The sequence below is a fragment of the Streptomyces sp. NBC_01317 genome, assembly GCF_035961655.1.
GTDB lineage: Bacteria > Actinomycetota > Actinomycetes > Streptomycetales > Streptomycetaceae > Streptomyces.
Genome location: NZ_CP108393.1, coordinates 2,742,406 through 2,763,425, shown reverse-complemented (window position 1 = coordinate 2,763,425; position 21,020 = coordinate 2,742,406). Strand labels below are relative to the sequence as shown.

Annotated in this window: 17 protein-coding genes and 2 pseudogenes; 9 read left to right on the top strand and 10 right to left on the bottom strand. The window is 72.8% G+C overall.

Annotated elements, in window-relative coordinates:
- Positions 1–47: 47 nt before the first annotated feature.
- Both OG349_RS11540 and OG349_RS11535 read right to left on the bottom strand, forming a co-directional pair.
- The gene (locus OG349_RS11540; RefSeq protein WP_327234527.1) at positions 48–821 is read right to left on the bottom strand and encodes a GntR family transcriptional regulator; all 774 of its coding nucleotides are present in this window, start codon (positions 819–821) and stop codon (positions 48–50) included.
- Positions 822–823: 2 nt separating this feature from the next.
- The gene (locus OG349_RS11535; RefSeq protein WP_327234526.1) at positions 824–1,366 is read right to left on the bottom strand and encodes a GntR family transcriptional regulator; all 543 of its coding nucleotides are present in this window, start codon (positions 1,364–1,366) and stop codon (positions 824–826) included.
- Between the two features lie 182 nt (positions 1,367–1,548).
- Here OG349_RS11535 and OG349_RS11530 point away from each other — a divergent pair, with 182 nt between their 5' ends.
- A complete protein-coding gene (locus tag OG349_RS11530; protein ID WP_327234525.1) occupies positions 1,549–1,968 on the top strand; it encodes an ATP-binding protein in 420 nt (139 codons plus the stop codon).
- A 3-nt stretch (positions 1,969–1,971) separates the two neighbouring features.
- On the opposite strand, the gene OG349_RS11525 is transcribed toward OG349_RS11530, so the two are convergent.
- Complete coding sequence (locus OG349_RS11525) at positions 1,972–2,811, bottom strand: lysozyme (protein WP_327234524.1); 840 nt, start codon at positions 2,809–2,811, stop codon at positions 1,972–1,974.
- Positions 2,812–2,995: 184 nt separating this feature from the next.
- On the opposite strand from OG349_RS11525, the gene OG349_RS11520 reads away from it, so the two are divergent.
- Positions 2,996–3,484, top strand: a complete 489-nt coding sequence (locus tag OG349_RS11520) for a MarR family winged helix-turn-helix transcriptional regulator (protein WP_327234523.1) — start codon at positions 2,996–2,998, stop codon at positions 3,482–3,484.
- Between the two features lie 35 nt (positions 3,485–3,519).
- Here OG349_RS11520 and OG349_RS11515 read toward each other — a convergent pair whose 3' ends face one another.
- Positions 3,520–4,311, bottom strand: coding sequence for a hypothetical protein (locus OG349_RS11515; protein WP_327234522.1), 792 nt, complete (start codon positions 4,309–4,311; stop codon positions 3,520–3,522).
- Between the two features lie 328 nt (positions 4,312–4,639).
- Here OG349_RS11515 and OG349_RS34820 point away from each other — a divergent pair.
- The 6 genes and pseudogenes from OG349_RS34820 to OG349_RS11485 all read left to right on the top strand — a co-directional run.
- A pseudogene (locus tag OG349_RS34820) lies at positions 4,640–7,195 on the top strand (sensor histidine kinase); the annotation flags it as partial.
- 1,613 nt (positions 7,196–8,808) lie between these two features.
- The gene (locus OG349_RS11505) at positions 8,809–9,291 is read left to right on the top strand and encodes a roadblock/LC7 domain-containing protein (protein ID WP_161312859.1); all 483 of its coding nucleotides are present in this window, start codon (positions 8,809–8,811) and stop codon (positions 9,289–9,291) included.
- A complete protein-coding gene (locus OG349_RS11500) occupies positions 9,288–9,749 on the top strand; it encodes a DUF742 domain-containing protein (RefSeq protein ID WP_327234521.1) in 462 nt (153 codons plus the stop codon). The genes OG349_RS11505 and OG349_RS11500 overlap by 4 nt, the downstream gene beginning before the upstream one ends.
- Positions 9,750–9,927: 178 nt before the next feature.
- On the top strand, positions 9,928–10,521 hold the full coding sequence (locus OG349_RS11495) for a GTP-binding protein (RefSeq protein WP_327238532.1): 594 nt from the start codon (positions 9,928–9,930) through the stop codon (positions 10,519–10,521).
- A gap of 5 nt (positions 10,522–10,526) precedes the next feature.
- On the top strand, positions 10,527–11,816 hold the full coding sequence (locus OG349_RS11490; protein WP_327234520.1) for a styrene monooxygenase/indole monooxygenase family protein: 1,290 nt from the start codon (positions 10,527–10,529) through the stop codon (positions 11,814–11,816).
- Positions 11,817–11,924: 108 nt separating this feature from the next.
- Positions 11,925–13,154 carry an acyl-CoA dehydrogenase family protein gene (locus OG349_RS11485; RefSeq protein WP_327234519.1) on the top strand — a complete coding sequence of 410 codons (1,230 nt, stop codon included), beginning with the start codon at positions 11,925–11,927 and terminating at the stop codon, positions 13,152–13,154.
- A gap of 28 nt (positions 13,155–13,182) precedes the next feature.
- Here OG349_RS11485 and OG349_RS11480 read toward each other — a convergent pair.
- From OG349_RS11480 to OG349_RS11465, 4 genes and pseudogenes are all read right to left on the bottom strand, one after another.
- A pseudogene (locus OG349_RS11480) lies at positions 13,183–13,650 on the bottom strand (C40 family peptidase); the annotation flags it as partial.
- A gap of 2,336 nt (positions 13,651–15,986) precedes the next feature.
- Positions 15,987–16,271, bottom strand: coding sequence for a hypothetical protein (locus OG349_RS11475; protein WP_327234518.1), 285 nt, complete (start codon positions 16,269–16,271; stop codon positions 15,987–15,989).
- Positions 16,272–16,320: 49 nt separating this feature from the next.
- On the bottom strand, positions 16,321–17,298 hold the full coding sequence (locus tag OG349_RS11470) for an AurF N-oxygenase family protein (protein WP_327234517.1): 978 nt from the start codon (positions 17,296–17,298) through the stop codon (positions 16,321–16,323).
- A gap of 109 nt (positions 17,299–17,407) precedes the next feature.
- Positions 17,408–18,337, bottom strand: coding sequence for an ornithine cyclodeaminase family protein (locus tag OG349_RS11465; protein ID WP_327234516.1), 930 nt, complete (start codon positions 18,335–18,337; stop codon positions 17,408–17,410).
- Between the two features lie 142 nt (positions 18,338–18,479).
- On the opposite strand from OG349_RS11465, the gene OG349_RS11460 reads away from it, so the two are divergent.
- Positions 18,480–19,385, top strand: a complete 906-nt coding sequence (locus OG349_RS11460) for an ADP-ribosylglycohydrolase family protein (protein ID WP_327234515.1) — start codon at positions 18,480–18,482, stop codon at positions 19,383–19,385.
- Positions 19,386–19,442: 57 nt separating this feature from the next.
- Here the strand turns inward: OG349_RS11460 and OG349_RS11455 are convergent, their stop codons facing one another.
- Together OG349_RS11455 and OG349_RS11450 are read right to left on the bottom strand one after the other, a co-directional pair.
- Entirely contained in the window at positions 19,443–19,907 is a 465-nt protein-coding gene (locus tag OG349_RS11455; RefSeq protein ID WP_327234514.1) for a DUF3291 domain-containing protein, read from the bottom strand.
- Positions 19,904–20,992, bottom strand: coding sequence for an amidase (locus OG349_RS11450; protein WP_327234513.1), 1,089 nt, complete (start codon positions 20,990–20,992; stop codon positions 19,904–19,906). Before OG349_RS11450 ends, OG349_RS11455 begins: the two co-directional genes overlap by 4 nt.
- Between the last annotated feature and the right edge of the window lie 28 nt (positions 20,993–21,020).

Below are 21,020 nucleotides of genomic sequence, written 5' to 3'. Positions count from 1 at the left end.
ACGGCCGCGCCCGCCTGGAATGTACGTTCCGGGCGGGCGCGGCCGTCTCACTCCGCCGTGAACTCGTACCGCAACTCGTAGAGATGACCGGCCTTGACCATGACGGTGGCCTCGATCGGGCGGTGGTCGTCGCTGTAGACGACGCGCAACGTACGCAGTACGGGGAGGTCGCCGGGCAGCCGCAGCGCCTCGTACTGCTCCTGTGTGGGCACCCGGGCGGAGACGTGGTCGACGCTCAGGCGGGGCGGATGCCCGAGGCCGGCCAGGAGCGTCGGGGTGCCACCCTTGATCCGGCTGCGTTCCATGAGCGGCGTACCGCGGGCGATGCCCGGCGGGTAGTACGAGTGCACGAGCTCCACGGGTTCGTCGTCCTGCGTCAGCAACTGGTGGCGGAGCAGGGCGGTGCCGCCCTCCGGCAGGCCCAGGGAGGCGGCGACATCGGCCGGTGCGGTGACCTCGGCGACGGCGATGAGCTTGCTCCGGGCCGGGGCGCCCTGTTTCGCTGCCTCACTCAACCAGCGGTACGGCTCCCCGGCCTCGGCCGGTGCCATGTAGTCGGCGGGCCGTACGGTCCGCTGCCGGTGCTCCCGTACGGTCACGGCGGCGCCCGCGCGGCCGACGACCAGCCGCTCGTCCTTGAGGAGTTGCAGCGCCTTCTGCACGGTGGCGCTGGAGGCGTCGAACCGCTCCTTGAGCCGGGCCGTGGAGGGCACCTTGGCGCCGGGCGCCAGCTCGCCGGTCATGATCTCGTCGCGCAGGTCGGCGGCCAGCCGCTCGTGGAGCGACCGGCGGTCGTACGCGTCTTCCTCGGTCCTGGGCATGGTCAGCCGATCCGGATCTCGTACCGCAGCCGCTGGAGCCGGGCGGGCATGGTCATCAGGTCGAGCTGGATGGGCCGGTCGGCGCTGTCGAAGGCGACGCGCGTCAGGTGCAGCACGGGTTCGCCGGGTGGGATGTCCAGGGCCCCTTGCTCCTCTTCGCCGGGCAGACGGGCGGTCACGTCCTCACGGACCCGCACGCCCACGTGACCCAGCTCGGCGAGGAGGGTGACGGCCCCGCCGGGGATCTTGGCCGTCCCGGCCAGACGGGTGCCGCGCGCGATGGCGGCGGGGTAGTAGGTGTCCGTGAGCTCGCAGGGCCGGTCTTCGAGGTACATCATCCGCCTGCGCACGATCACGGTCTCTTCTCCGTCGAGCCCCAGCAGGCCTGCCACATCCGGAGACGCCGGCACCTCGCCCGCGTGGACGACGCGCTGACTGCCCCGCCGCCCGCGCGCGGCCACCTCCGCACCCCAGGCGTCCTGTTGTCCATCGGGTCGGGGAGTCAGATACGGCAATGAGGAACTGACCCACTCGCTGACGCTCACGACGTCCTCCTGCTCCTGGTGGCCCTGCGGGGGCGGTTGCTGACCATGGTGCACCTTGCCGCTTTACACAGTAAGTGAGACGCCGTGTTGGGCCCTGCGCCTCAAGATTACCTTGTCGCCTTTCGCGGATAGCGATAAGGTTTCATCGATCGGAGAGCCTAGGATCAAGGCGGTGATGAGCCGTGTCCCTTTCACGGCAGCAACGATTTCCCCGAGCCCGGAAGTCCGTGCGCTCCGCGCGGGACTTCGTCACGGGCACTCTCACGGAGTGGGGCGTGTCCGACCGGCAGGACGACATTCGGTTATGCGTCTCGGAGCTCGCCACGAACGCACTTCTCCATGGCGTGCCTCCAGGCCGGGAAATGTGCGTCCAGATCTCGGTGGAGGGGCTGCTCGTCCGGCTGGAGGTGCGCGACAGCGGTGGCGGACACCCGGCCGTGCAGTCTCCCGGGATGGAGAGCTGCGACGGCCGGGGGCTGATGTTGGCGTCCGAGGTCGCGGACGACTTCGGCGTCACCGAACACGTGGTCGGCAAGACGGTGTGGGTCGCGTTCAAGACCGTGTGCGTCCCCGTCCCCGTCGCCGGGCGCCGGAGCCCGTAGTGGTCAGCCGGTGGCCAGGGACTTGACGCCTGAGAGGGGGCCGTTGAACTTGTTGTGGTCTCCTACCGTCGGGCCTGAGGACGTGTACTGCCAGATCGTCTGGTACTCCCAGCCCGCCGGGAGTTCGCCGACCGTCGTGTCGTAGCGGGCGATCCAGAGAGGGTTCGTGGTGCCGAAGCCCGCGTAGTCGTCCGTGCAGTCGCGCCACCACTTCGTGGACGTGTAGATCAGGGCCGCGCGGCCCGTGCGCGTCTTGTACGTCGTCAGGAAGTCGCGGATCCAGGAGACCAGTTGGGCCGGGGTCTTGCCGTAGCAGGCCGCGCCGTACGGGTTCCACTCGATGTCCAGGACCCCCGGCAGCGTCCTCCCATCGGAGGACCACGTCCCGCCGCCGTCCGCGAAGTACGTCGCCTGCTCGGCGCCGCCGGAGTCGTCCGGGGCGGCGAAGTGGTACGCGCCTCGGATCATCCCGGTGTTGTACGAGCCCTCGTACTGCTGGCCGAAGTAGGGATTCTTGTAGTAGCTGCCTTCGGTGGCTTTTACGTAGGCCCACTTCACCCCGCTGTCCCACAGCTTGGCCCAGTCGACGTCCTTCTGGTGGCTGGAGACGTCCACACCCTCTGTCTGGGCCGCCCGCAGGCTCGCGGGCAGGCCGCCGCCCCCGCCCTCGTGTGCCAGAACCCCCGTGCCCATGTGCGCCGATCCCCTCGTCGGGGGGACCGGCTCGGGGGCGGCCGACGTTGCCGTCGCCGGGAGCGTGAGGAGGAGCGGGGGGACGGCCAGGAGCGTGGCCGCCGTGGACCGTAACAAGCGGCCGGTCGTCGTGGATCGGGGCTTGGGCATGGGTGGTGCCTCCAGGGGCGGGCGGTCCGGGGGTTCGGACAGGGATCACGACGCTACGCACGGTCACCCACCCGTACGCGGCGCGGCACGCTGACGCCACTCCTACGAGCCTGCGAAATACTGTTCGGAAACCCGCGGCAACGGCCGCCGGCCAGGTAAACCTTCAGGAGCGGGAAAGCGCGCGATGGCTGCTGACGTACACGCGAGCGGTACGGCACACGACCGGGCCCCGGCGGGCGGGCGCGGGGTGGACCACGAGTTCCTCGCGCTGGAGCGCGAGCTGGCCGTCTTCCTGCGCCGCGCCAGAGCCAACTCCGGCGAGATGGCCCGCGAGGTCCACCCGGAGCTGGAGCCCGCCGCGTACGGACTGCTCGTACGGCTGGAGGAGAGCGGCAGCCAGCGCGCCACCGCCCTCGCCGGGTACTTCGGCGTCGGCAAGGCCACCATGAGCCGCCAGCTGCGCGCCCTGGAGGAGCTGGGCCTCGTCACCCGCGAGCCCGACCCCGCCGACGGGCGCGCCTCGCTCGTGCGGATCACCGACGAGGGCCTGGCCCGCTTCCGCCAGGTGCGGGACGCGCGCCGCGACATGTACGTACGCCGGCTCGCCGAATGGGACCGCACCGAGGTCGCCGAGCTGGCCAGGCTCCTTCATCAGTTGAACAGTCGCGTGTAGGTGGGGGCACCAGCACGAGGAGATCCGCGCGTACGTCACACCTCCACGTACGCCACCGTCGCGTCGTCACTCGTCTTCCAGCGCCGGAACACCGCCCCGTCCGGGTCCGCCGACTCCGCCGCCCGTACCCGGTCCACCAGCTCCTGCGGGCCGCTCTTGCGTACCAGCGCCAGGCAGTCCGCCCAACCGCCCTCCCGGAACATCTCCACCCACCGCGCCGCCCCGTCCGTGAGGGCCAGGGCGCTCCGCACCTCCGCCGCGGGCGTCCGGCCCGTCACCGCCCTCGATGCCACCGCCGGGTCCGCCGCCGCCGTGAAGAAGCCGCCCTCGGCGTTGCGCAGGGCGTCCGCCGTGGCGACCAGGCGCAGGGCCTCCCGGGGGATCCGGTCCAGGCGGTCGTCCAGCACGGCCCGTACCGCGCCGTCCGGTGACTCCAGCAGCAGGGTCGAGTCCGAGAGCACCAGGTGCTCCACCGCGTCCGTGCCCCAGCGGACCATGACGACCGTTGCCTGAGGCGTCCGTACGTGAGAAAGGTCACAGGTGTCACGGTGAGCGTCCGCCGTGCGCCGGATCGCCGCGGAGAGGATCGCGCCGAGGGTCATATCCCGCCGTGAACCGGACAGTTCGACCAGTGCGCCGCCCAGCCGGGCGGTGAACCAGGGCACACCGTGGACACAACCGTCACAACCGTCGTCACCCGCCGGCGGGGTCACCCCGTCCAGGACCACCAGCACACCGCCCTCACCGCTCGCGGGCAGTGACACGGCTGTCCAGTCCTCATTGGGGCGTTCGGCGGTGCCGGGAGCGGTGACGAGTTCGATGCGCATGGGAGCCAGTCTGCACGAGCCCCGCACCCTTCCGCATGGGTCCTTCACGCCGTCTGCATGGTTGGTCAGTGGCCTTTACACCCAGGTCAGACGGTGTGTTTCGGTGGTGGAGCGCCCTTCCGGGGAGCTGCGGGCGCGCATCCTGCCAAAGCGTGCGCGTAAGGTCCACCCGGCGTAACAGGTTCCGGTAGTGCGCCCCCTGGGAAGAGTTGTTGGTCAACTCCTCTGTGATGTTGACTCGTTCAGGTGGCGGAGCGGCCGATGTCTCGTCGCTGACCGGATGTCATCTCCGCTTCATGGGCGGACGAGAACAAGAATGTGAGCACCGGTGCGAAAGAAGCGGCCTCGGGGCAACGGCGTCACGCGCGGTGAGACTCCGGGCGGCCCCTTGAACCCTGGAGCGAACGGGACCACCGGTGTCACCGGCGTGCCCACCGGCGGTGTGTCCACCGGCGTCACGGGCGCCACCGGTGCCACGGGTGCGGCTGCCGTCCCCGCCGGACGCCGGGCGCGGGTGCGCAACCGGCTCGTCGTCGGCGTCGCCCTCGTGGGGGTGACCGTCGTCGCGGCGGGCGCTCCCGGCCTCCTCATCGTCTCCGCCGACCTCAACGACGCGCAGAACCTGGTCACCCTCGCCCAGCTGAACCAGCAGGCCGTGACCCTCTCCCACTCCCTCGCGGACGAGCGCGACGAGGTCGTCGTGTTCATCGCGGCGGGGCGCGAGCAGGCGGGCGGCGACGGTGACAGCGGCGAGGGGGGCGGCGCCGACGGCGGCAAGAAGAGCGGGCACGAGGTCTCCGCGACCCGCAGCACCCGCGTCGACCGCCAGATCGACGAGATCCGCGCCGCCGCGACGGCCTCACCCGGCCTCCTCCGCGATCTCGCCACCGTCCCCTCCCTCCGGCGCGCCGCCCTCACCGGCAAGGGCTCGGCCCTGGAGGCGTACCGCGCGTATTCGGACGTCATCGCCAAGCTCCAGGCCCTCGCCGACGAACTGGCCGAGAAGGCCCCGGCCGAGGCCGCCGACGGCACCCGCGCGCCCGCCGACCTCGGCCGCGCCGTCGAGCAGGCCTCCGCCACCCGCGGACTGCTGCTCGCCGCGCTCGCCGTGCCCGGCGGGCAGAGCGCGCAGCCGCAGATCGACCCGGTCACCGGTCTGGCCCTCGAACCGTCCGCCGGCGGCGACAGCAAGAAGAACGACGAGCTCCGCGACTCCCTCAGCGCGGCCGCCCAGCAGTCCCGCGTCCGGGAACTGGGCGCCCTCGCCGACTTCGACCAGGCCGCGGGCGCCGAGGCACGGGACTCCTTCGCGGCCACCGTCACAGGCCCTGACGTCAAGGCCGCCGACGGCTTCCTCACCCAGCTCACCGACCGGCCCGAGCTGTCCGAGTCCGAGCGTCAGGCGGACCAGGAGAAGGTCGGCGCCGCGCTCTCCGCCCGGATCGACCAGATGCGCGGCGTCGAGTCCGGCCTCGGCTCCAGCCAGGTCGCCCAGTTGGAGAAGTTGCGCGACGACGGCGTCACCGACCTGGAGCTGCGTGTCGCGCTCCTCGGCGGCTGTCTGCTGATCGCCGTCGGCGTGTCCACGGCCGTCGCCCGTACGCTCACCCGGCCGCTCGCCGTCCTGCGGATCGGCGCGGCCCGGGTCGCGGGCGCGCCCGAGACCGAAGAGCCGATCAGGTTCACCGGCCGCAACGACGAGTTCGCCCAGGTCGTACGGTCCCTCAACGCGCTGCACGGCAAGCTCCTCGACCTCTCCAGCCGTACGGACCAACTGGACAGCGACCGCAGCGACTTGATCGGCGCGCGCGAGAAGGTCGTGGCGCAGCGCTCCGAACTCCAGGAGGCCACCGCCGAGATCGGCGTCCAGCTCCAGCAGCTGCGCCACACCGTGCACCACACCTTCGTCAACCTGTCGCTGCGCACGCTCGGGCTGGTCGAGCGCCAACTCGCCGTCATCGAGGGTCTGGAGGAGCGGGAGCAGGAGCCCGACCGCCTCGCCACGCTCTTCAAGGTCGACCACCTGGCTACGGTCATGCGGCGGCACAGCGAGAACCTGCTGCTGCTCGCGGGGTACGAACACGCCCACGCGCCCACCGGGCCCGTGCCGCTGGTGGACGTCCTGCGTGCGGCCGTCAGCGAGATCGAGCGGTACGAGCGGGTCACGATCCATGAGCTGCCGCAGCACATCCAGGTGGCCGGGTTCGTCGCGGACGACCTCAGCCACCTGGTGGCCGAACTGCTGGAGAACGCCGCGTCGTTCTCGCCGTCGGACGCCGAAGTGGAGCTGTCCGGCTGGCTGTTGGAGAACGGCGAGGTGATGCTCTCCGTCGAGGACCAGGGCGTCGGCCTGTCGGCGGCGCGGCTGGAGGAGCTGAACGCGCTCCTCGCCGAGCCGACGGCGGAGCCGGAGGCGGGCACCGGGCAGGTGGCCGACGGACTGGGACTCCGCGTGACCGGGCTGCTGGCCGCGCGTCATGGCGTACGGGTCGAACTGCGCGAGCACGAGCAGGGGGGCGTGGCGGCGGTGGTCGTACTGCCGCAGGCACTGCTCCCGGCGGTGGCGGCGGAGCCGCGGGAGCCGCGGCCGAAGGACAAGCAGGCGGACAAGGCGCCGACGTTCCGGCTGCCGGGGTCGGTGGCGGAGTCCAACTCCAACGCGCTGCCGGGCCGTTCGGAACCGGAACCGGATCCGTTGGTGGTGGCGGCGGAACAGGCGATCCTGAAGGCGGAGGCGACGGGGTCGCTGCACGCGGTTTCCGCCGACGCCGACGACCCGGCGGGCGACCGCCCGGGGGCCGGCATCCGCGCGGGTGCGCGGCCCGGCGTCGACGCCGGGGCGGGCGACCGCGCCGAGGCCGGGGACCCGTCCGGCGAGGCGGCCCTGGGTGCGGACGCGGCGGACGGCGCTGCGCGCGCCCGGGGCACGGACACGGGTGCGGGTCCGGACGCGGCGGGCACCGTCCTGCCGCGGCGGGGCGCCGGCGGGAAGTCGGCGGACGCCGACGAGGAAGCCTTGTGGGCGGCGGCGGAGGCCCGTAACGCGGCCGCCGCGCGCGCTCGGGACACGGACACCGGCGTGGACACGGCTCCGGACGCGGCGGAGGCTGCCGCGCGGGGGCGGGGCGCCGGTGGGAAGTTGCGCGAGGCTGCCGAGGAAGCGTTGTGGGCGGCTGCGGAAGCCCGCAGTGGGGCTCCCGGATCCGTTCGGGACGCGGCGGACGCGGCCGTACCGGCGCGGGGCGCCGGTGTGGACTCGGCGGATGCCGCCGAGGAGGCGCTCTGGGCGGCTGCGGAGGCCCGCGGCGTCGCCGGCCCGGGTCGGGACGCGGCGGGCGTGGGCGGGGACGCGGCGGATGCCCTCGTGTCGGGCCGCGGCACCGATGTGGACCCGGCGGAAGCCGAGGAAGCGCTGTGGGCCGCTGCCGAGGCGCGGAACGCGCGGAGTGGGGCCGTCGGGCCCGCTCGGGACGCTGACGCCGACGACGAAGCGCTGTGGGCCGCCGCCGAGGCCCGGAACGGCCGGAGTGGGGCCGCTGGGGGCGCCGAGGCCGCTCGGGACGCTGACGCCGACGAAGAAGCGCTGTGGGCCGCCGCCGAGGCGCGGAGCAAGGGGGCCGGGGCCGTCACGGGTGCCGTGCCCGTCTCCGCCGCGACCGACGCGTTGAGCGAGGCCCTCAGCCGATTGAACACCGAGGACGCCGCCGCTGCCGCCGCCGCGGAGGAGGCCCTCTGGGCCGCCGCGGAAGCGCGGAGCGCCGCGAGCGGTCAGGTGGGTGGGGTGGACGCGGCCGAAGCGCACGGCGCCTCGGCGGGTGGTCCGGACCAGGAGCACGTCTCCGCCGCCGCCGCCCTGAGCGAGGCCGTCGACCGGCTGAACGCCGAGGACGCCGCTGCCGCCGAGGAGGCCCTGTGGGCCGCCGCCGAGGCGCGGAGCGCGGCCGGTGGCCAGGTCGGCGGCGTGGACGCGGCGGAGGCCGCCGCGGCCGCTCTGCGGGCCGCCGCCACGGCGCGTGACGCCTCGTCAGACGGTTCCGTACGAGGAGACGGGCCCGGCGCCCCCGAGGGCACCCCTGCCCGACCGGGACGCGACGTCGCCCCCGCCCCCGTCGCCCCAGGGCCGTACGCGATCGGGCCCGACGCCCATGAACGTACCCCCGACCAGGACACCTTCACGATGCGGCTGCCCCGGCAGCCGGGCGCGACTCCGCCCCGGACGGGGGACGGATCCCCCGCCCCCGCACGGGGGGAACGTGTCACCGACAAGGGCCTGCCCAAACGGACCCCCAAGATCGTCACGCCGGTTCCCCTCGCCCCCCAGGAGCGCACCGGGAGCATCGACGCGGAAGAGCTGCGCCGCAGGCTCGGTGGTTTCCACCAGGGGGCGAAGAACGGCCGGCGCGACGTCGAGGCCGAGCTCGCGGGGCAGACAGCGCCCGGGGAGCGGACCGCGGTACATACCGAAGAGACGGGGGAGACAGTCGAGGAGGCACGCAGTTGACTGCGACCGGCACATTCGGACTGAGCAGCGAAGCCCGTAACCTGCACTGGCTGTTGAGCAATCTGGTCGAGGAGGTACCAGGAGCGCGTTCGGTCGCCGTCGTCTCGTCCGACGGACTGCTGCTCCTCTCCTCCGACCCGGAGCAGAACGCCGAGGCGGCCACCACCGTGACCCGGGAAGGCCCGCGCGGCTCCAGCGCCGATCTGGCCACCATCGTGTCCGGCATCGGCAGCCTCACGATCGGCGCGGCCAAGCTGATGGACGGCGGCGGGGTCAAGCAGACCATGGTCGCCATGGAGGAGGGCAGTGTCTTCGTCATGGTGATCAGCGACGGCTCGCTGCTCGGGGTGCACGCCACCCCGGACTGCGACATGAGCGAGGTGGCGTACCACATGGCACTGTTCGTGGGCCGCGCCGGACACGTACTGACACCCGAAGTACGGGACGAGCTACGCAAATCGATGGAGAGCGCCGAATGACGCCCGCCGACGGTGCCACCGGTGCGACCGCCGACAGCACCGGAGGCGGCGCGGGCGGCGACCGGGGACGCAGGCTGCCGGTGCGCGGATCGGACCGCAGGCCCACCCGGGTCCGGCCCTACTCGCTCACCGGCGGCCGGACCCGCTTCGGCCATGTCCTGCTCGTGGAGACCTTCGTCGCCGCGATCGAACCGGCCGAGGAACGCAAGGAGTTGACCGACGGCGGGCCGCCCGCGGGCGTGATGCCGGAGATGCTGGCGATCGTCGAGCTGTGCCGCCGTATGCGTACGGTCGCCGAGATATCGGCGCTGCTCAAGATGCCGTTGGGCGTGGTCAGGGTGCTGCTCAGCGACCTGGCCGACCAGGGAAAGATTCGTGTGTACGGGACAGGGCACGGCGACGGCCAGCCCGACAGAGCGCTGCTGGAAAGGGTGCTGAGTGGACTCCGCCGTATCTGACCTCTCCGATGTCGCCGAACAGGGGACGACCGGACACGAGGCCACCGACCGGGAGGTCGAGGACAAGAAGGACAAGAACGAGGTCGGCGCCGCCGACACGCAGGACCTCTTCACCCGGAACCCCGGGCGGAAGAAGGCCGCAACTCCCAGGGTGGACGCCTCCGACGACGCGCCCCTCATGGTGCCCGAAGAGGACGCCAGGGCCTGGCAGTTGGACCGTACGCGCGCACCCGTCGCCACCAAGATCGTGATCGCGGGCGGGTTCGGCGTCGGCAAGACGACCTTCGTCGGGTCGGTCTCCGAGATCCCGCCGCTCCAGACCGAGGCGCTGATGACCCAGGCGGGCGCCGAGCTGGACGACGTCACGCACACGCCCGACAAGGTCACCACGACCGTGGCGATGGACTACGGGCGCATCACGCTCGACGACGACCTGGTGCTGTACCTGTTCGGTACGCCGGGCCAGCAGCGGTTCTGGTTCATGTGGGACGACCTGGTACGGGGCGCGATCGGCGCGGTCGTCCTGGCCGACACGCGGCGCCTGCCCGACTGCTTCCCGGCGCTCGACTACTTCGAGAGCTGCGGACTGCCGTACATCGTGGCCGTCAACCACTTCGAGGGCACTCCGCCCTTCGAGCCGGAGGACGTGCGCGAGGCGCTGACGGTACCGGAGCACGTACCGATATTGATCATGGACGCGCGTGAGCGGCTCACCGCGGTCAAGTCGCTCTTCACCCTGGTGCGTCACGCGCTCGCGTCCTCGCCGGAGTAACCGAAGTGCGGAGGGTGCTCATCGTCGGGGCCGGTCAGTCCGGGCTTCAACTCGCCCTCGGACTCCAGTCGCACGGCTACGAGGTAACCCTGATGTCGAACCGTACGGCGGACGAGATCAGGACCGGCCGGGTGATGTCCACCCAGTGCATGTTCCACACCGCTCTCCAGCACGAACGTGATCTCCGGCTGGACTTCTGGGCGGCGCAGGCGCCCAGGATCATGGGCGTCGGCGTCTCCGTCGCCGATCCCGCCGCGCCGGCCGAGCTGTCCCGTCCCGTGGACTGGCTCGGCCGGCTCGACGCGTTCGCCCAATCCGTCGACCAGCGGGTGAAGATGGCGGGCTGGATGGACACCTTCGCCCGGCGCGGGGGCCAGTTGGTCATCCACGGCGCGGCCGTCTCCGACCTGGACTACTTCTCGCGTACGTACGACCTCGTCCTGGTCTCGGCGGGCAAGGGCGAGATCGTCTCCATGTTCGCCCGCGACGCCGCGCGTTCGCCGTACACCAGCCCGCGCAGGGCGCTGGCCGTCGCGTACGTGCACGGGCTCGGCCCCCGGCCCGAGCACCCCGACGACGACGCGGTCCGGTGCAACTTCGTGCCAGGGGTCGGGGAGTTGTTCGTGATGCCGACGCTCACCACCGGTGGGCGCGCGGACATCCTGTTCTGGGAAGGGGTGCCGGGCGGGCCGCTGGACGTCTTCGAGGGGGTACGGGATCCGGCGGACGTGCTCTCGCTCATCCTGGAGCTGATGGAGCGGTTCACGCCGTGGGAGTACGGGCGGGCGACGAAGATCGAACTGACCGACGCGAACGCGACGTTGTGCGGGCGCTACACCCCGACCGTCCGCGACCCGGTCGGCCGGCTGCCGGGCGGCGGTCTGGTCCTGGGCGTCGCGGACGTGGTCGTCGCCAACGACCCGGTGACCGGGCAGGGTTCCAACTCCGCGTCGAAGTGCGCGGCGGTGTATCTGGACGCGATCCTCGCGCACGGAGAACGGGAGTTCGACGAGGCGTGGATGCGGGCGGCCTTCGACCGCTTCTGGGAGAGCGCGCGGCACGTCACCAAGTGGACGAACGCGATGCTGGAGCCGCCCCGGGACCACGTCCTGCGCCTGATCGCGGCGGGTACGGACCACCCGGAGGTCGCGGACCGTATCGCGAACGGCTTCAACGACCCTGCGGATTTTGAGGACTTCTTCTACGAGGAGGAGAAGGCGGAGGGGTATGTGGCGAAGGTGGCGGGGGTGGCGGGCCCTGTGGGCGCGGCGGGGACGGGCGGCTCCGAGGCTTAGGCTCCGAGGCTCAGGAGACGGCTGCGGCGCCCCGGAGCGCCAACGTCCCCTATTGGTCAATGTCCCCTATTGGATGAAATGGCCGCTTCGGGGTTAGCCTTGGACGGCATGACTGACCCGAAAGCCTTCACCACACTCGACCCGGGGGTCGAGGTCGCGGGACGGCCGTCGTACGGCGGCCTGACCAGCGGAGAGCGGGCACTCGTCTCCGCGGCGGCAGAGCTCGTACCCCTTCTGCGGGACAACGCGGACCGGGCGGACCGCGACCGGAAACTGCCCGAGGAGAACATCGCCGCCCTGCGGGAGGCGGGTCTGCTCCGGCTCTCGGTGCCGGCCGCCTACGGCGGTCACGCGGCCGGAATGCGTACGCTGCTGGCGGTTCTGGAGGAGTTGGGCCGGGGCTGTGCCTCGACGGCCTGGGTGCTGTCCATCTTCTACAGCGGCGGCGTCTTCGCGGGTCTGTTGGGCGACCCGGTACGGCAGCGGATCTGGGCCGGGAATCCCGACGCGACGCTCTGCGGGGTGATCGGCGTGCCCGTCCCCGTCCGCACGGTCGACGGCGGTCTTGTCCTCGACGGTCAGTGGGGTTGGGCCTCGGGGCTGCACCACGCGGACTGGATAGGTCTCGACGTCGTGACCGAGCGGGGCGGCGCCCCGGAGCGGGGCGTGGCGCTGCTGACGACGGCGGAACTCTCCACCCGGGACACCTGGCACATGGCCGGCATGCGGGGCACCGGCAGCGACAGTGTGGTGGCGGAGGAGGTATTCGTACCGGAAGAGCGGTTCCTGTCCTTCTCCAGGTCGGCGACCGGCGCCTATCGGCGTGGCGGTGAGGACGAAGCGCTGACGCGTACGCCGTTTCCCGAGGGCCTGATGGTTCCCTTCATCGGATCGCTGCTGGGCATGGGCAGGGCGGTGTACGAGCAGATCGTGGACAAGCTGAAGGGCGGCCGTCCCGTGGTCTCGGCGGCGAGCCTGCATGCGCGGGCCGTCGATGCCCCGGGCGTCCAGGCGAATGTGGCGGACGCGGCCACGCTCATCGACAGCGCGGTGCTCCAGGCGGGCCGCGCCGCCGACGACATCGACTGGGCCGCGCGCACCGGAGTGGCGCTGACTCCTGTGGTGCAGGCGCGCCTTCGGGTGGACATCAGCTTCGCCGCGCGGCAGATCCGCCAGGCGGTGGACCTGCTGCTGGACGTGGGCGGGGCGAGCCGCTTCGACCTGGCGAGTCCGGTGCAGCGGATCTGGCGCGATCTCGGGACCGCGTCGCGGCATCCGGCGTTCACGGCCGAGATCAACCGGGAACGGTACAGCCGTCTGCTGCTCGGCATCGACTGACCGAGCTGCCTGCCCCTGCCTCCGCGCCTCAGGCGCGTGGGGTGGCGGGGACGTCGTTGCCGAGGTCGGAGGAGTCGGAGGAGGCCGCGTCGGCGTCCGGCGGGAGTACGGGTGGCTCGTACGACGTCATGGGTGCGGCACCCGGGTCCGGGCGTACGGCGCCGAGCAGGGGGTTCGCCGCGATCGGGGAGACCTTGATCCGGGCGCCGGGGCGGGGGGCCTGGATCACCATGCCGTCGCCGAGGTAGAGCGCCACGTGCGTGGCCTTGGGGAAGTAGAGGACCAGGTCACCGGGGCGCAGCCGGTTCAGCGGCACGCGGGGGAGGTCGTGCCACTGCTGCTGGCTGGTGCGGGGGACGACAACCCCGGCCCGCGCCCAGGCCTCGGAGGTCAGCCCGGAACAGTCGAAGGACGCTGGGCCCTCCGCGCCCCACTCGTACGGCTTCCCGATCTGCGCCACGGCGTACGCGAGCGCGTGGCCGCCTTGCGTGGAGGGGGCGGATCCTGTCCGGAGGCCAGGTCCTTCCGGGCGGACCGGCCCGGTGGGGTCGAGCGGTCGGCTTGGGCCGCTGGGTCCCGTGGGGTGGTACGGCCCTGTCAGGTCGGGCGACCTGGTGGGGTCGAGCGGTCGGCTTGGGCCGTTGGGTGCCGCCGGGTGGTGCGAGCGCGTCAGGCCGGGCTGCCCGGTGGGGCCGAACCGTTGCCTTGGGCCGTCAGGTTCCGTCGGGCGGTCCGACCCGACGGGGCGGAACGCTCGGCTCGGGCCTTCGGGTCCCTTGAGGCGGTACGAGCCCGTCGGGTCGGGCTGCCCGGTGGGGCCGAACGGTCGGCTCGGGCGATCGGGGCCTGTCGGGTGGTACGAGCGCGGCTGGTCGGCCGACCTGGTGGGGCCGAACTGTTGCCCCGGGCCGCCAGGTGGTCCGGTTGGGCGGTCCGACCCGACGCGGCCGATCGATCGCCTTGGGGCCGCGGTTCCTGCCGCGCCGCCCGATCCCGCCGAGTTGGCCGGCCACGCCGGACCGTCCGGCCTTGCCGGGCCGGCCACTCCTGCCGGTTCCGTTGGGTTGGCCACCCCTGCCGGGCCCGCCGGGTGGGGCACCCCTGCCGGGCCCGCCACTCCCGTCGAGGCGACCGGTCCTGCCGAGCCGAGCCAGGTAGGGCCGTCCGGCCCTGCTGACCTGTCTGGCCCTGCTGGCTCTGCCGGCCCTGCCGGACCGTCTTGCCTCGCGGGCCCCGCCGGGCCGGCCTCCCCACTCGCACCCGGTACGTCGCCGAGCGCGCCCGAGGTGAGCAGTTCCCGCTGGGCCTTGTCCGTGGCGGCCTTTTCCAGGGCGGCCAGGGCCGCGAGTTGCCCGGGGGTGAGTGAGGCGAGCAGTTTCTCGACCTCGCCGAGTTGGGCCCGTACGGTGTCGCGCTGCTTCTTCTGCCGTGCGGCGAGCACCTGTTGGCGCTGGAGGGCCCGGCGCGCGGCGTCCGCCAGGGTGCTCGCCCGCCGCTCGCCGCCGGTCAGCCGCGCGAGGATCTCGGCGCGGCCGCGGGCGGCGCGTTTCATGAGGTGGCTCTCGTCCAGGGCGGAGCGGGGGTCGCGGGCGAGGAGGAACCGCGCGTAGCCGGAGAGCCCGGACCGGCCCTGGTACTGCTCACGGGCCAGTCGGCCGGCGTCGTCGCGGCTGAGGGCGAGCGCGGTACGGGCCCGGTCGAGCCCGCTGGTGAGGCGCCGGGCCTCGGCGCGCAGCCGTGCCAGCTCCACGTCGGTGGCGTTGAAGGCCTCACCGGCCTCCTCCGCCTCCTGGTAGAGCCGCTGGAGCTTGGTGAGCATCCCGGCGATGCCGCTGGGGGCGGTTGCCTCGGGGCCTGATGAGCCCGGGACGACCGTTCCGGTGGGGCCGCCGCCTGCTTCCCCCGGGCCTTCTGACGCGATCCCGCCCGGGCCGCCCAGGGCGGATTCCACCGGGCCGGGGCCCATCGGGCCTGATTCGCCTTGGCCGGGGCCCACCGGGCCCGACGCACCCGGGCCTGACGCACCCGGGCCCGGGCCCACCGGGGCCGACCCACCCGGAGCCCGGCCCTGCGGGCCCGACGCACGTGGGCTCGACGCACCTGGGCCCTGGCCCACCGGGCCCGACGCACCCAGGCCCCGCTTACCCGGGCCCCGGTCCTGCGGGCCCGACTGACTTCGGATGGACCTACTCCGGCTGGACTCCGCCGTGCCCCGGCCCACCGGACCGGACGCACCCGGGCCCTGGCCCTGCGGGCCCGACGCACCTGGGTTCCACTCACCTGGGCCCCGGCCCACCGGGCCGGCCGCACCCGGGCCCCGGCCCTGCGGGCCCGACTGACTTCGGATGGACCTACTCCGGCTGGACTCCGCCGTGCCCTGGCCCACCGGGCCGGACGCTCCCGTGCCCCGGCCCACCGGGCCGGACGCACCCGGGCCCTGGCCCACCGGGCCGGACGCAGCCGGGCCCGCCGGGCCGACCGCACCCGGGCCCCGCCCCTGCGAGCCCCACTCACCCCGGCCCCGCCCCTGCGGCCCCGACTCCCTCCGGCTGGACTCCGCCGGGCCCCACCCGACAAGTCCCGGCCCCGCCGTCGCCGTCGAGGCCAGCGGCACCACCGTGAGAGCCGTGGCGGTGATCAGCGCCGTCGTGCAGACGGATCGCAGTGTTCTTGCTGACACTCCATCACCTCCCCTTACGGGTACGGATCGTCCGGTACCCGACGATGATGGGGTGGTGGAGCGGTGCTACTGGTGTGGCTATCGCACCATTGGGCGGTTCGGCGCAAGAACATCACCCTGGGCGGCCCATTCCGGCGGCCCCCGGCGCGCCGTCAGCCGGTGCGGTTCGGTTTTGACCAGGGCCAGCGTGGGCGGCCGCCCTCGCCGGGGGCGCGCCCCTCGGGGGCGTACACGTACTTCCAGCCCCGCTGGATCCCGAGCCGCTTCGTGTGGCCGGCCGGTTCGCGGCGGTATACGAGCACCGTGGCCGGGCCGCCCTCCGCGTCCGGGACCGGGACCTCGTACCACTTGGGCGGGTTGCCCGTCGGTCCGGTCAGGATCGGCAGGACGCGCCCGTCGAGCGGGCCGCCGGCAAAGAAAGTGTCTTCGGTTCTCACCCGCCCATCCTCGCGCAGACCGGGCCCCGCTTCGCGGACACGCCCCCCGTCACGCCAGCAGGCCCGACGCCTTCCACATCCTGCGGCCCGCGCCGCGCAGCACCCCTATGTCGTCCAGGAAGTCCGTCAGCCGCCGTGCCCCCGACTGCATCACCTCGCGGCGGTGGCCGCTCAGGCGGACCTGGGCGACGGCCTCCCGCCGGTCGAGTCCGACGTGGTCGTACACGCTCGGATTGACGAAGCAGACCGAGAAGACACGCGCGGCCTGGCCGCAGCTGAGGCGGGTGAGTTCCTGCTCCCACCGGGGCGACGTCACCATCTGGCGCCTCATCTCCTCGCGCGCATACCGGACATGGCGCGTCTCCTCCACCACATGGATCCGCGTCACGCCCCGGACGAGCGGCTGGACCCGCTCGTCCGGGAACGTCAACCTCTGCATCCAGTCCAGGATTTCCTCGCCGAGCAGCGTCGCGGCGAAGGAACCGGGCGTGGTGGAGACCGTCTTCAGGACGCGCGCCAGGTTGTGGTAGAGCCTCGGCACCGGGTACGACGGCGTGCCGCCCTTGTCGATCATCTTCGCGAACATCATCGAGTGCCGGCACTCGTCCGCTATCTCCGTGAGGGCGTAACGGACGTGGTTGCTGGTCACGGGCTTGTCGTAGATGTGCCGGACCAGCAGCTGCATGAGGATGATCTCGAACCAGATGCCGAGCGAGGCGAGCGAGGCGGCCTCGTGCCTCGCCAGGTCCATCCGCTGCCCCTCGGACATCTTCCGCCAGAGCGGGGTGTCGTAGAGGGAGACCAGCTCCGGCGGCCAGAACCACTTGCCGCTCTCGGCCGGCGCCTCCCAGTCCAACTCCTTGTCGGGGTCGAACGAGTGCTTGGCGGAGGCTTCGAGGAGCCGCGCGGCGACCTGTTCCCGGTCCCTGAGCGGGCCGAGCGCGTCACGGAGGATCTCCACGTCCCGCTCGGTGGCGGGAGCGGACGACGGGGAGGGGACGGGCGTCGGAGCAGTGGCTCGGGGCATGGGCGGGAGCACCTCATCGCTGGGTTACCGTCGGTCACCCCTTATGAGACTACTTGTCAGTAGGGGCGTCAATCCCTGTGTGCGATTGGTTCCGGGCCGAGTTGGGGCGTCAGGTCGCGTCGCGCCCCGGGAGCAGCGCGGCTGCCAGCGCCACCTCCGTGCCCGCCAGTCCTACCGAGCAGAACACCGTGATCTGTTCGGGAGCGGTACGGCACGGCGTCGCGCCCGCCAGTACGGCCCCCAGCTCCCCCATCCGCCCGGGCGCGAAGAGATGGGGTTCGGGGTAACCGGCCGCCTGGGCGCGGGAGTCGGTGAAGACCACGTCGGCCCGGGACGGGAGCGCGGCGGGGACCTCGTGGCCGGAGGCGGTTTTGGGGCCGAGCGTGCTGACGTGTGTCCCCGGTGCGATCCAGTCCATGTCCAGGACCGGGGCGGTGCTGTTGGTGGCCACGATCACCACGTCCCGTTCACGTACGGCGTCCTCCACCGAGCCCACCGCCCTGACGCGGACGCCCAGTTCGTCCGCCGCCCGGCGCGCGAAGGCGGCGGTGCGCTTCGCGCTGCGGGCCGCCACCACCACGTCCTCCAGCGGCCGGACCGCGCCGAGCGCCCAGAGCTGCGTCCAGGCCTGCCGGCCCGCCCCGACGATCCCCAGCCGGACGGGCCCCGGGTTGGCCGCCACGTCCACGGCCACCGCCCCGATCGCGCCGGTCCGCCGGGGCCCCAGCTCCGAGCCGTGCACCAGCGCCTTCAACCGCCCGTCGGCGCTGTCCCACACGGCCACCAGCTGCTCGGCGCCGACGACGGTGTCGTACGCGCGGAAGCCGTACAGCCCCCGCGTGCCCGTACGGAGGTGTCCCGCCGTGATGACCAGCGCGGCGCCGTCGCCGAGGTCGGCGTTCAGGCGCGGGGGTGCGTGCAGGGCGCCGGAGTGGTGGGCGAGGAGAGCGGCCCGTACGGCACCGACGGCCGTGGCCGCGTCGAGGGCACGTACGTCATCGTCGTCGAAGAGGAGCGGGGACACGGGAAGCGGGGACACGGAAGGGGCACGCACCTTTCACCGCCGGGCACCAGGGGCAGGCACCACCGATCGCTGCTGATCAGCCACCGCTGATCAGCATGGCACGGGCCACTGACAAAACGGATGTACGCCCGGACCGGGAACACGGGACGATGGGCGCATGACCATCCCGACCGCTCGTGAAGAAGGCGCCGACCGCGCGGCGGCCCGTCGCAGCCTCGAAGGGCTCGCGCTGGGTGACGCGTTCGGCGAACGCTGGTTCCCGCTCTTCCGCGACCCCGACCAGGCGTTCAAGGACATCCGGGCCCGGCGCACCCCGCCGGAGGCGGAGTGGCACTGGACGGACGACACAGCACTCGCCCTCGCCGTCCACCAGGTGCTCGGGGAGTACGGAGCCGTCGACCAGGACCGTCTCGCGGCCTGCTTCGCCCTCACCTTCGACGCCGATCCGGCCCGGGGATACGGGCACGGCATGCACCTCCTCCTCCCCGCCCTCCTCACCGAACCGGAGCGCTGGCGCGCACTCGCCCCCGAGCTGTTCAAGGGCGGGAGCCTCGGCAACGGCGCGGCGATGCGGGTGGCGCCCCTCGGCGCCTGGTTCGCCGCCGACCTGGCGCGCGTGGCCGAACAGGCCGTCCTGTCCGCCGAGGTGACGCACGCCCACCCGCAGGGCATCGCGGGCGCGGTGGCGGTCGCCGTGGCGGCGGCGCTCTCGGTACGGGGAGAGCTGTCCGTGGCGGCGGTGGCCGAGGCCACTCCCGAGGGGGTGGTACGGGACGGCCTGGCGCGCGCCGCAGAACTGCCGTTCACCACCGCTCCCTGGAAGGCGGCGGACGTCCTCGGCAACGGTCAGCGGATCCGGGCCGACGACACCGTCCCGTTCGCGGTGTGGACGGCGGCCCGCCACCCCGACGACCTGACGGCCGCGCTGTGGTCGACGGCGGAGGGGTTCGGGGACGTGGACACGACGTGTGCCATCACGGGCGGGATCGTGGGGGCGCGGACGGGGGTGTCCGGGGTCCAGGGGGAGTGGCTGGAGAGGCGGGAGGGACTGCCGTTGCCGTAACCGCGCCTCACCCGCCGCACCTCCCCGCGCCTCACCCCCCGCACCTCCCCGCCGCTCTCAGCCCTGCTCGTTCCCGCCCGGCGGCGGGAAGCTGTCCCTCAGCGTGAAGGTGTACGCGGCCGGGCCGTTCTCCCGCAGGTGGCGCAGATGGCGTTCGGCCTCCGCCACCGTCGGGCGGTGGCCCGCCGGCACCCACCACAGGGCCGTCATGGCCTCCTCCACCCGTTCGAACCACTCTCTGCGCCGAGCGAGCAGTTCGCGGTGCTGCCCCTCGTACATGAAGGCTTTCAGGGCGTCCGGGTCCCGCCACACCGACATGTTCACGATCAGCCACTCGTCGCCGAAGACGGGAACGTCCGTGGCGTTGCCGCTGTCGCTCTGCAACCGCCACACAAAGCCGTCGGACTGGTCGGCCACGGCGTTCACCGGGTCCAGGGCGTCGACAAAGTCCTTCAACTCAACAGAATCCAAGGGGTACTTGAGGCGGGCTATGTTCACCTGGGCAAGCTCGTAAGCGGTCATGGCCGCACCCTAATCGCGTGGTTCTCGGCCGCGACGGCCATTTCCACCAGCCGGACATCGGCTCCCCGCCGCGCCACCAGTTGCAGTCCGACGGGACAGCCGTCGGCGGTGAAGCCGGCCGGGATGCTCGCCGCAGGATGGCCGCTCAGGTTGAACGCCCAGGTCAGCGCCGTGGAGTAGATGTCGCCCGGACCGTCGTGCCCGTGCGGCCTGTTGGGGGTGACGGGGGTCAGAAGCAACTCCGTCCCGGCGAAGAGGCGGTCGAGCCGCCGGTCGTTCTCGGCCCGGACGCCTGCCGCGTCGCCGACCTCTCCTACGCCCGTCGCCCCGCCCCGTACCGCCAACCACGCCTCACGCGGGTCCAGCAGCGTGAACGGCACCTGCCGAGAGATGAGTTGTACGACTCCGGCCGACACCAGCCCCTCCACCGCCGCCCGTACGACCACCGCCACCTCGGGATCCGTCCGGGCGAAGCCCAAGTCCGGTGAGTAGACGGCGGGGAGGGGGAGCGGCAAAGGGGTCCGTGCCCCCGCCGGGGTACCCAGCACGCAGTCCAGATAGACCCGCGCCTCCGCCGCCGACCGGGTCAGTACCCCGGCCGACGCCAGCCCTGTCCGGTCGGGCGACGGCAGCAGACCGTTGGTGGTCTTGAGGCCGAACACCCCGCACCAGGCCGCCGGGATCCGTACCGAACCCGCTCCGTCGCTGCCCGTCGCCAGCGGCACCATGCCCGCCGCGACCGCCACCGCCGAACCGGCCGAGGACCCGCCGGGGGTGCGGTCGGCGCGGTAGGGATTGACCGTACGGCCGTGCCGGCCCTGGCCCCAGGTCTGCCAGTACGTACCGGGGCCCGGCACGGCCGTCGACCCGACCGGCACGGCACCGGCCGCGATCAGCCGTTCCGCCGCGTGCGAACGGATCCCCGTCGGGCCCTTCACGGCGAACGGCATTCCCGCGAGGGGCAGTTGGCGGTCCACCGCCCTCGCCCGCTCGCGGGCCTCCTCGCCCCACACGTCGACAAACGCGGACAGTTCGGGGTCCAACCGCCCGATCCGCGTCAGCGCTTCTTCGACCCGATCGGTCACCGGACCACCCCCGGCCCCCCCGGCCCCC

What these genes read in the sequence shown, in the direction of transcription:
- OG349_RS11540 (WP_327234527.1), bottom strand. Translation starts at nt 821, where the DNA reads ATGCCCAGGACCGAGGAAGACGCGTACGACCGCCGGTCGCTCCACGAG.
- OG349_RS11525 (WP_327234524.1), bottom strand. Translation starts at nt 2,811, where the DNA reads ATGCCCAAGCCCCGATCCACGACGACCGGCCGCTTGTTACGGTCCACG.
- OG349_RS11520 (WP_327234523.1), top strand. Translation starts at nt 2,996, where the DNA reads ATGGCTGCTGACGTACACGCGAGCGGTACGGCACACGACCGGGCCCCG.
- OG349_RS11515 (WP_327234522.1), bottom strand. Translation starts at nt 4,311, where the DNA reads ATGCGCATCGAACTCGTCACCGCTCCCGGCACCGCCGAACGCCCCAAT.
- OG349_RS11500 (WP_327234521.1), top strand. Translation starts at nt 9,288, where the DNA reads ATGACGCCCGCCGACGGTGCCACCGGTGCGACCGCCGACAGCACCGGA.
- OG349_RS11495 (WP_327238532.1), top strand. Translation starts at nt 9,928, where the DNA reads ATGGTGCCCGAAGAGGACGCCAGGGCCTGGCAGTTGGACCGTACGCGC.
- OG349_RS11485 (WP_327234519.1), top strand. Translation starts at nt 11,925, where the DNA reads ATGACTGACCCGAAAGCCTTCACCACACTCGACCCGGGGGTCGAGGTC.
- OG349_RS11470 (WP_327234517.1), bottom strand. Translation starts at nt 17,298, where the DNA reads ATGCCCCGAGCCACTGCTCCGACGCCCGTCCCCTCCCCGTCGTCCGCT.
- OG349_RS11460 (WP_327234515.1), top strand. Translation starts at nt 18,480, where the DNA reads ATGACCATCCCGACCGCTCGTGAAGAAGGCGCCGACCGCGCGGCGGCC.
- OG349_RS11455 (WP_327234514.1), bottom strand. Translation starts at nt 19,907, where the DNA reads ATGACCGCTTACGAGCTTGCCCAGGTGAACATAGCCCGCCTCAAGTAC.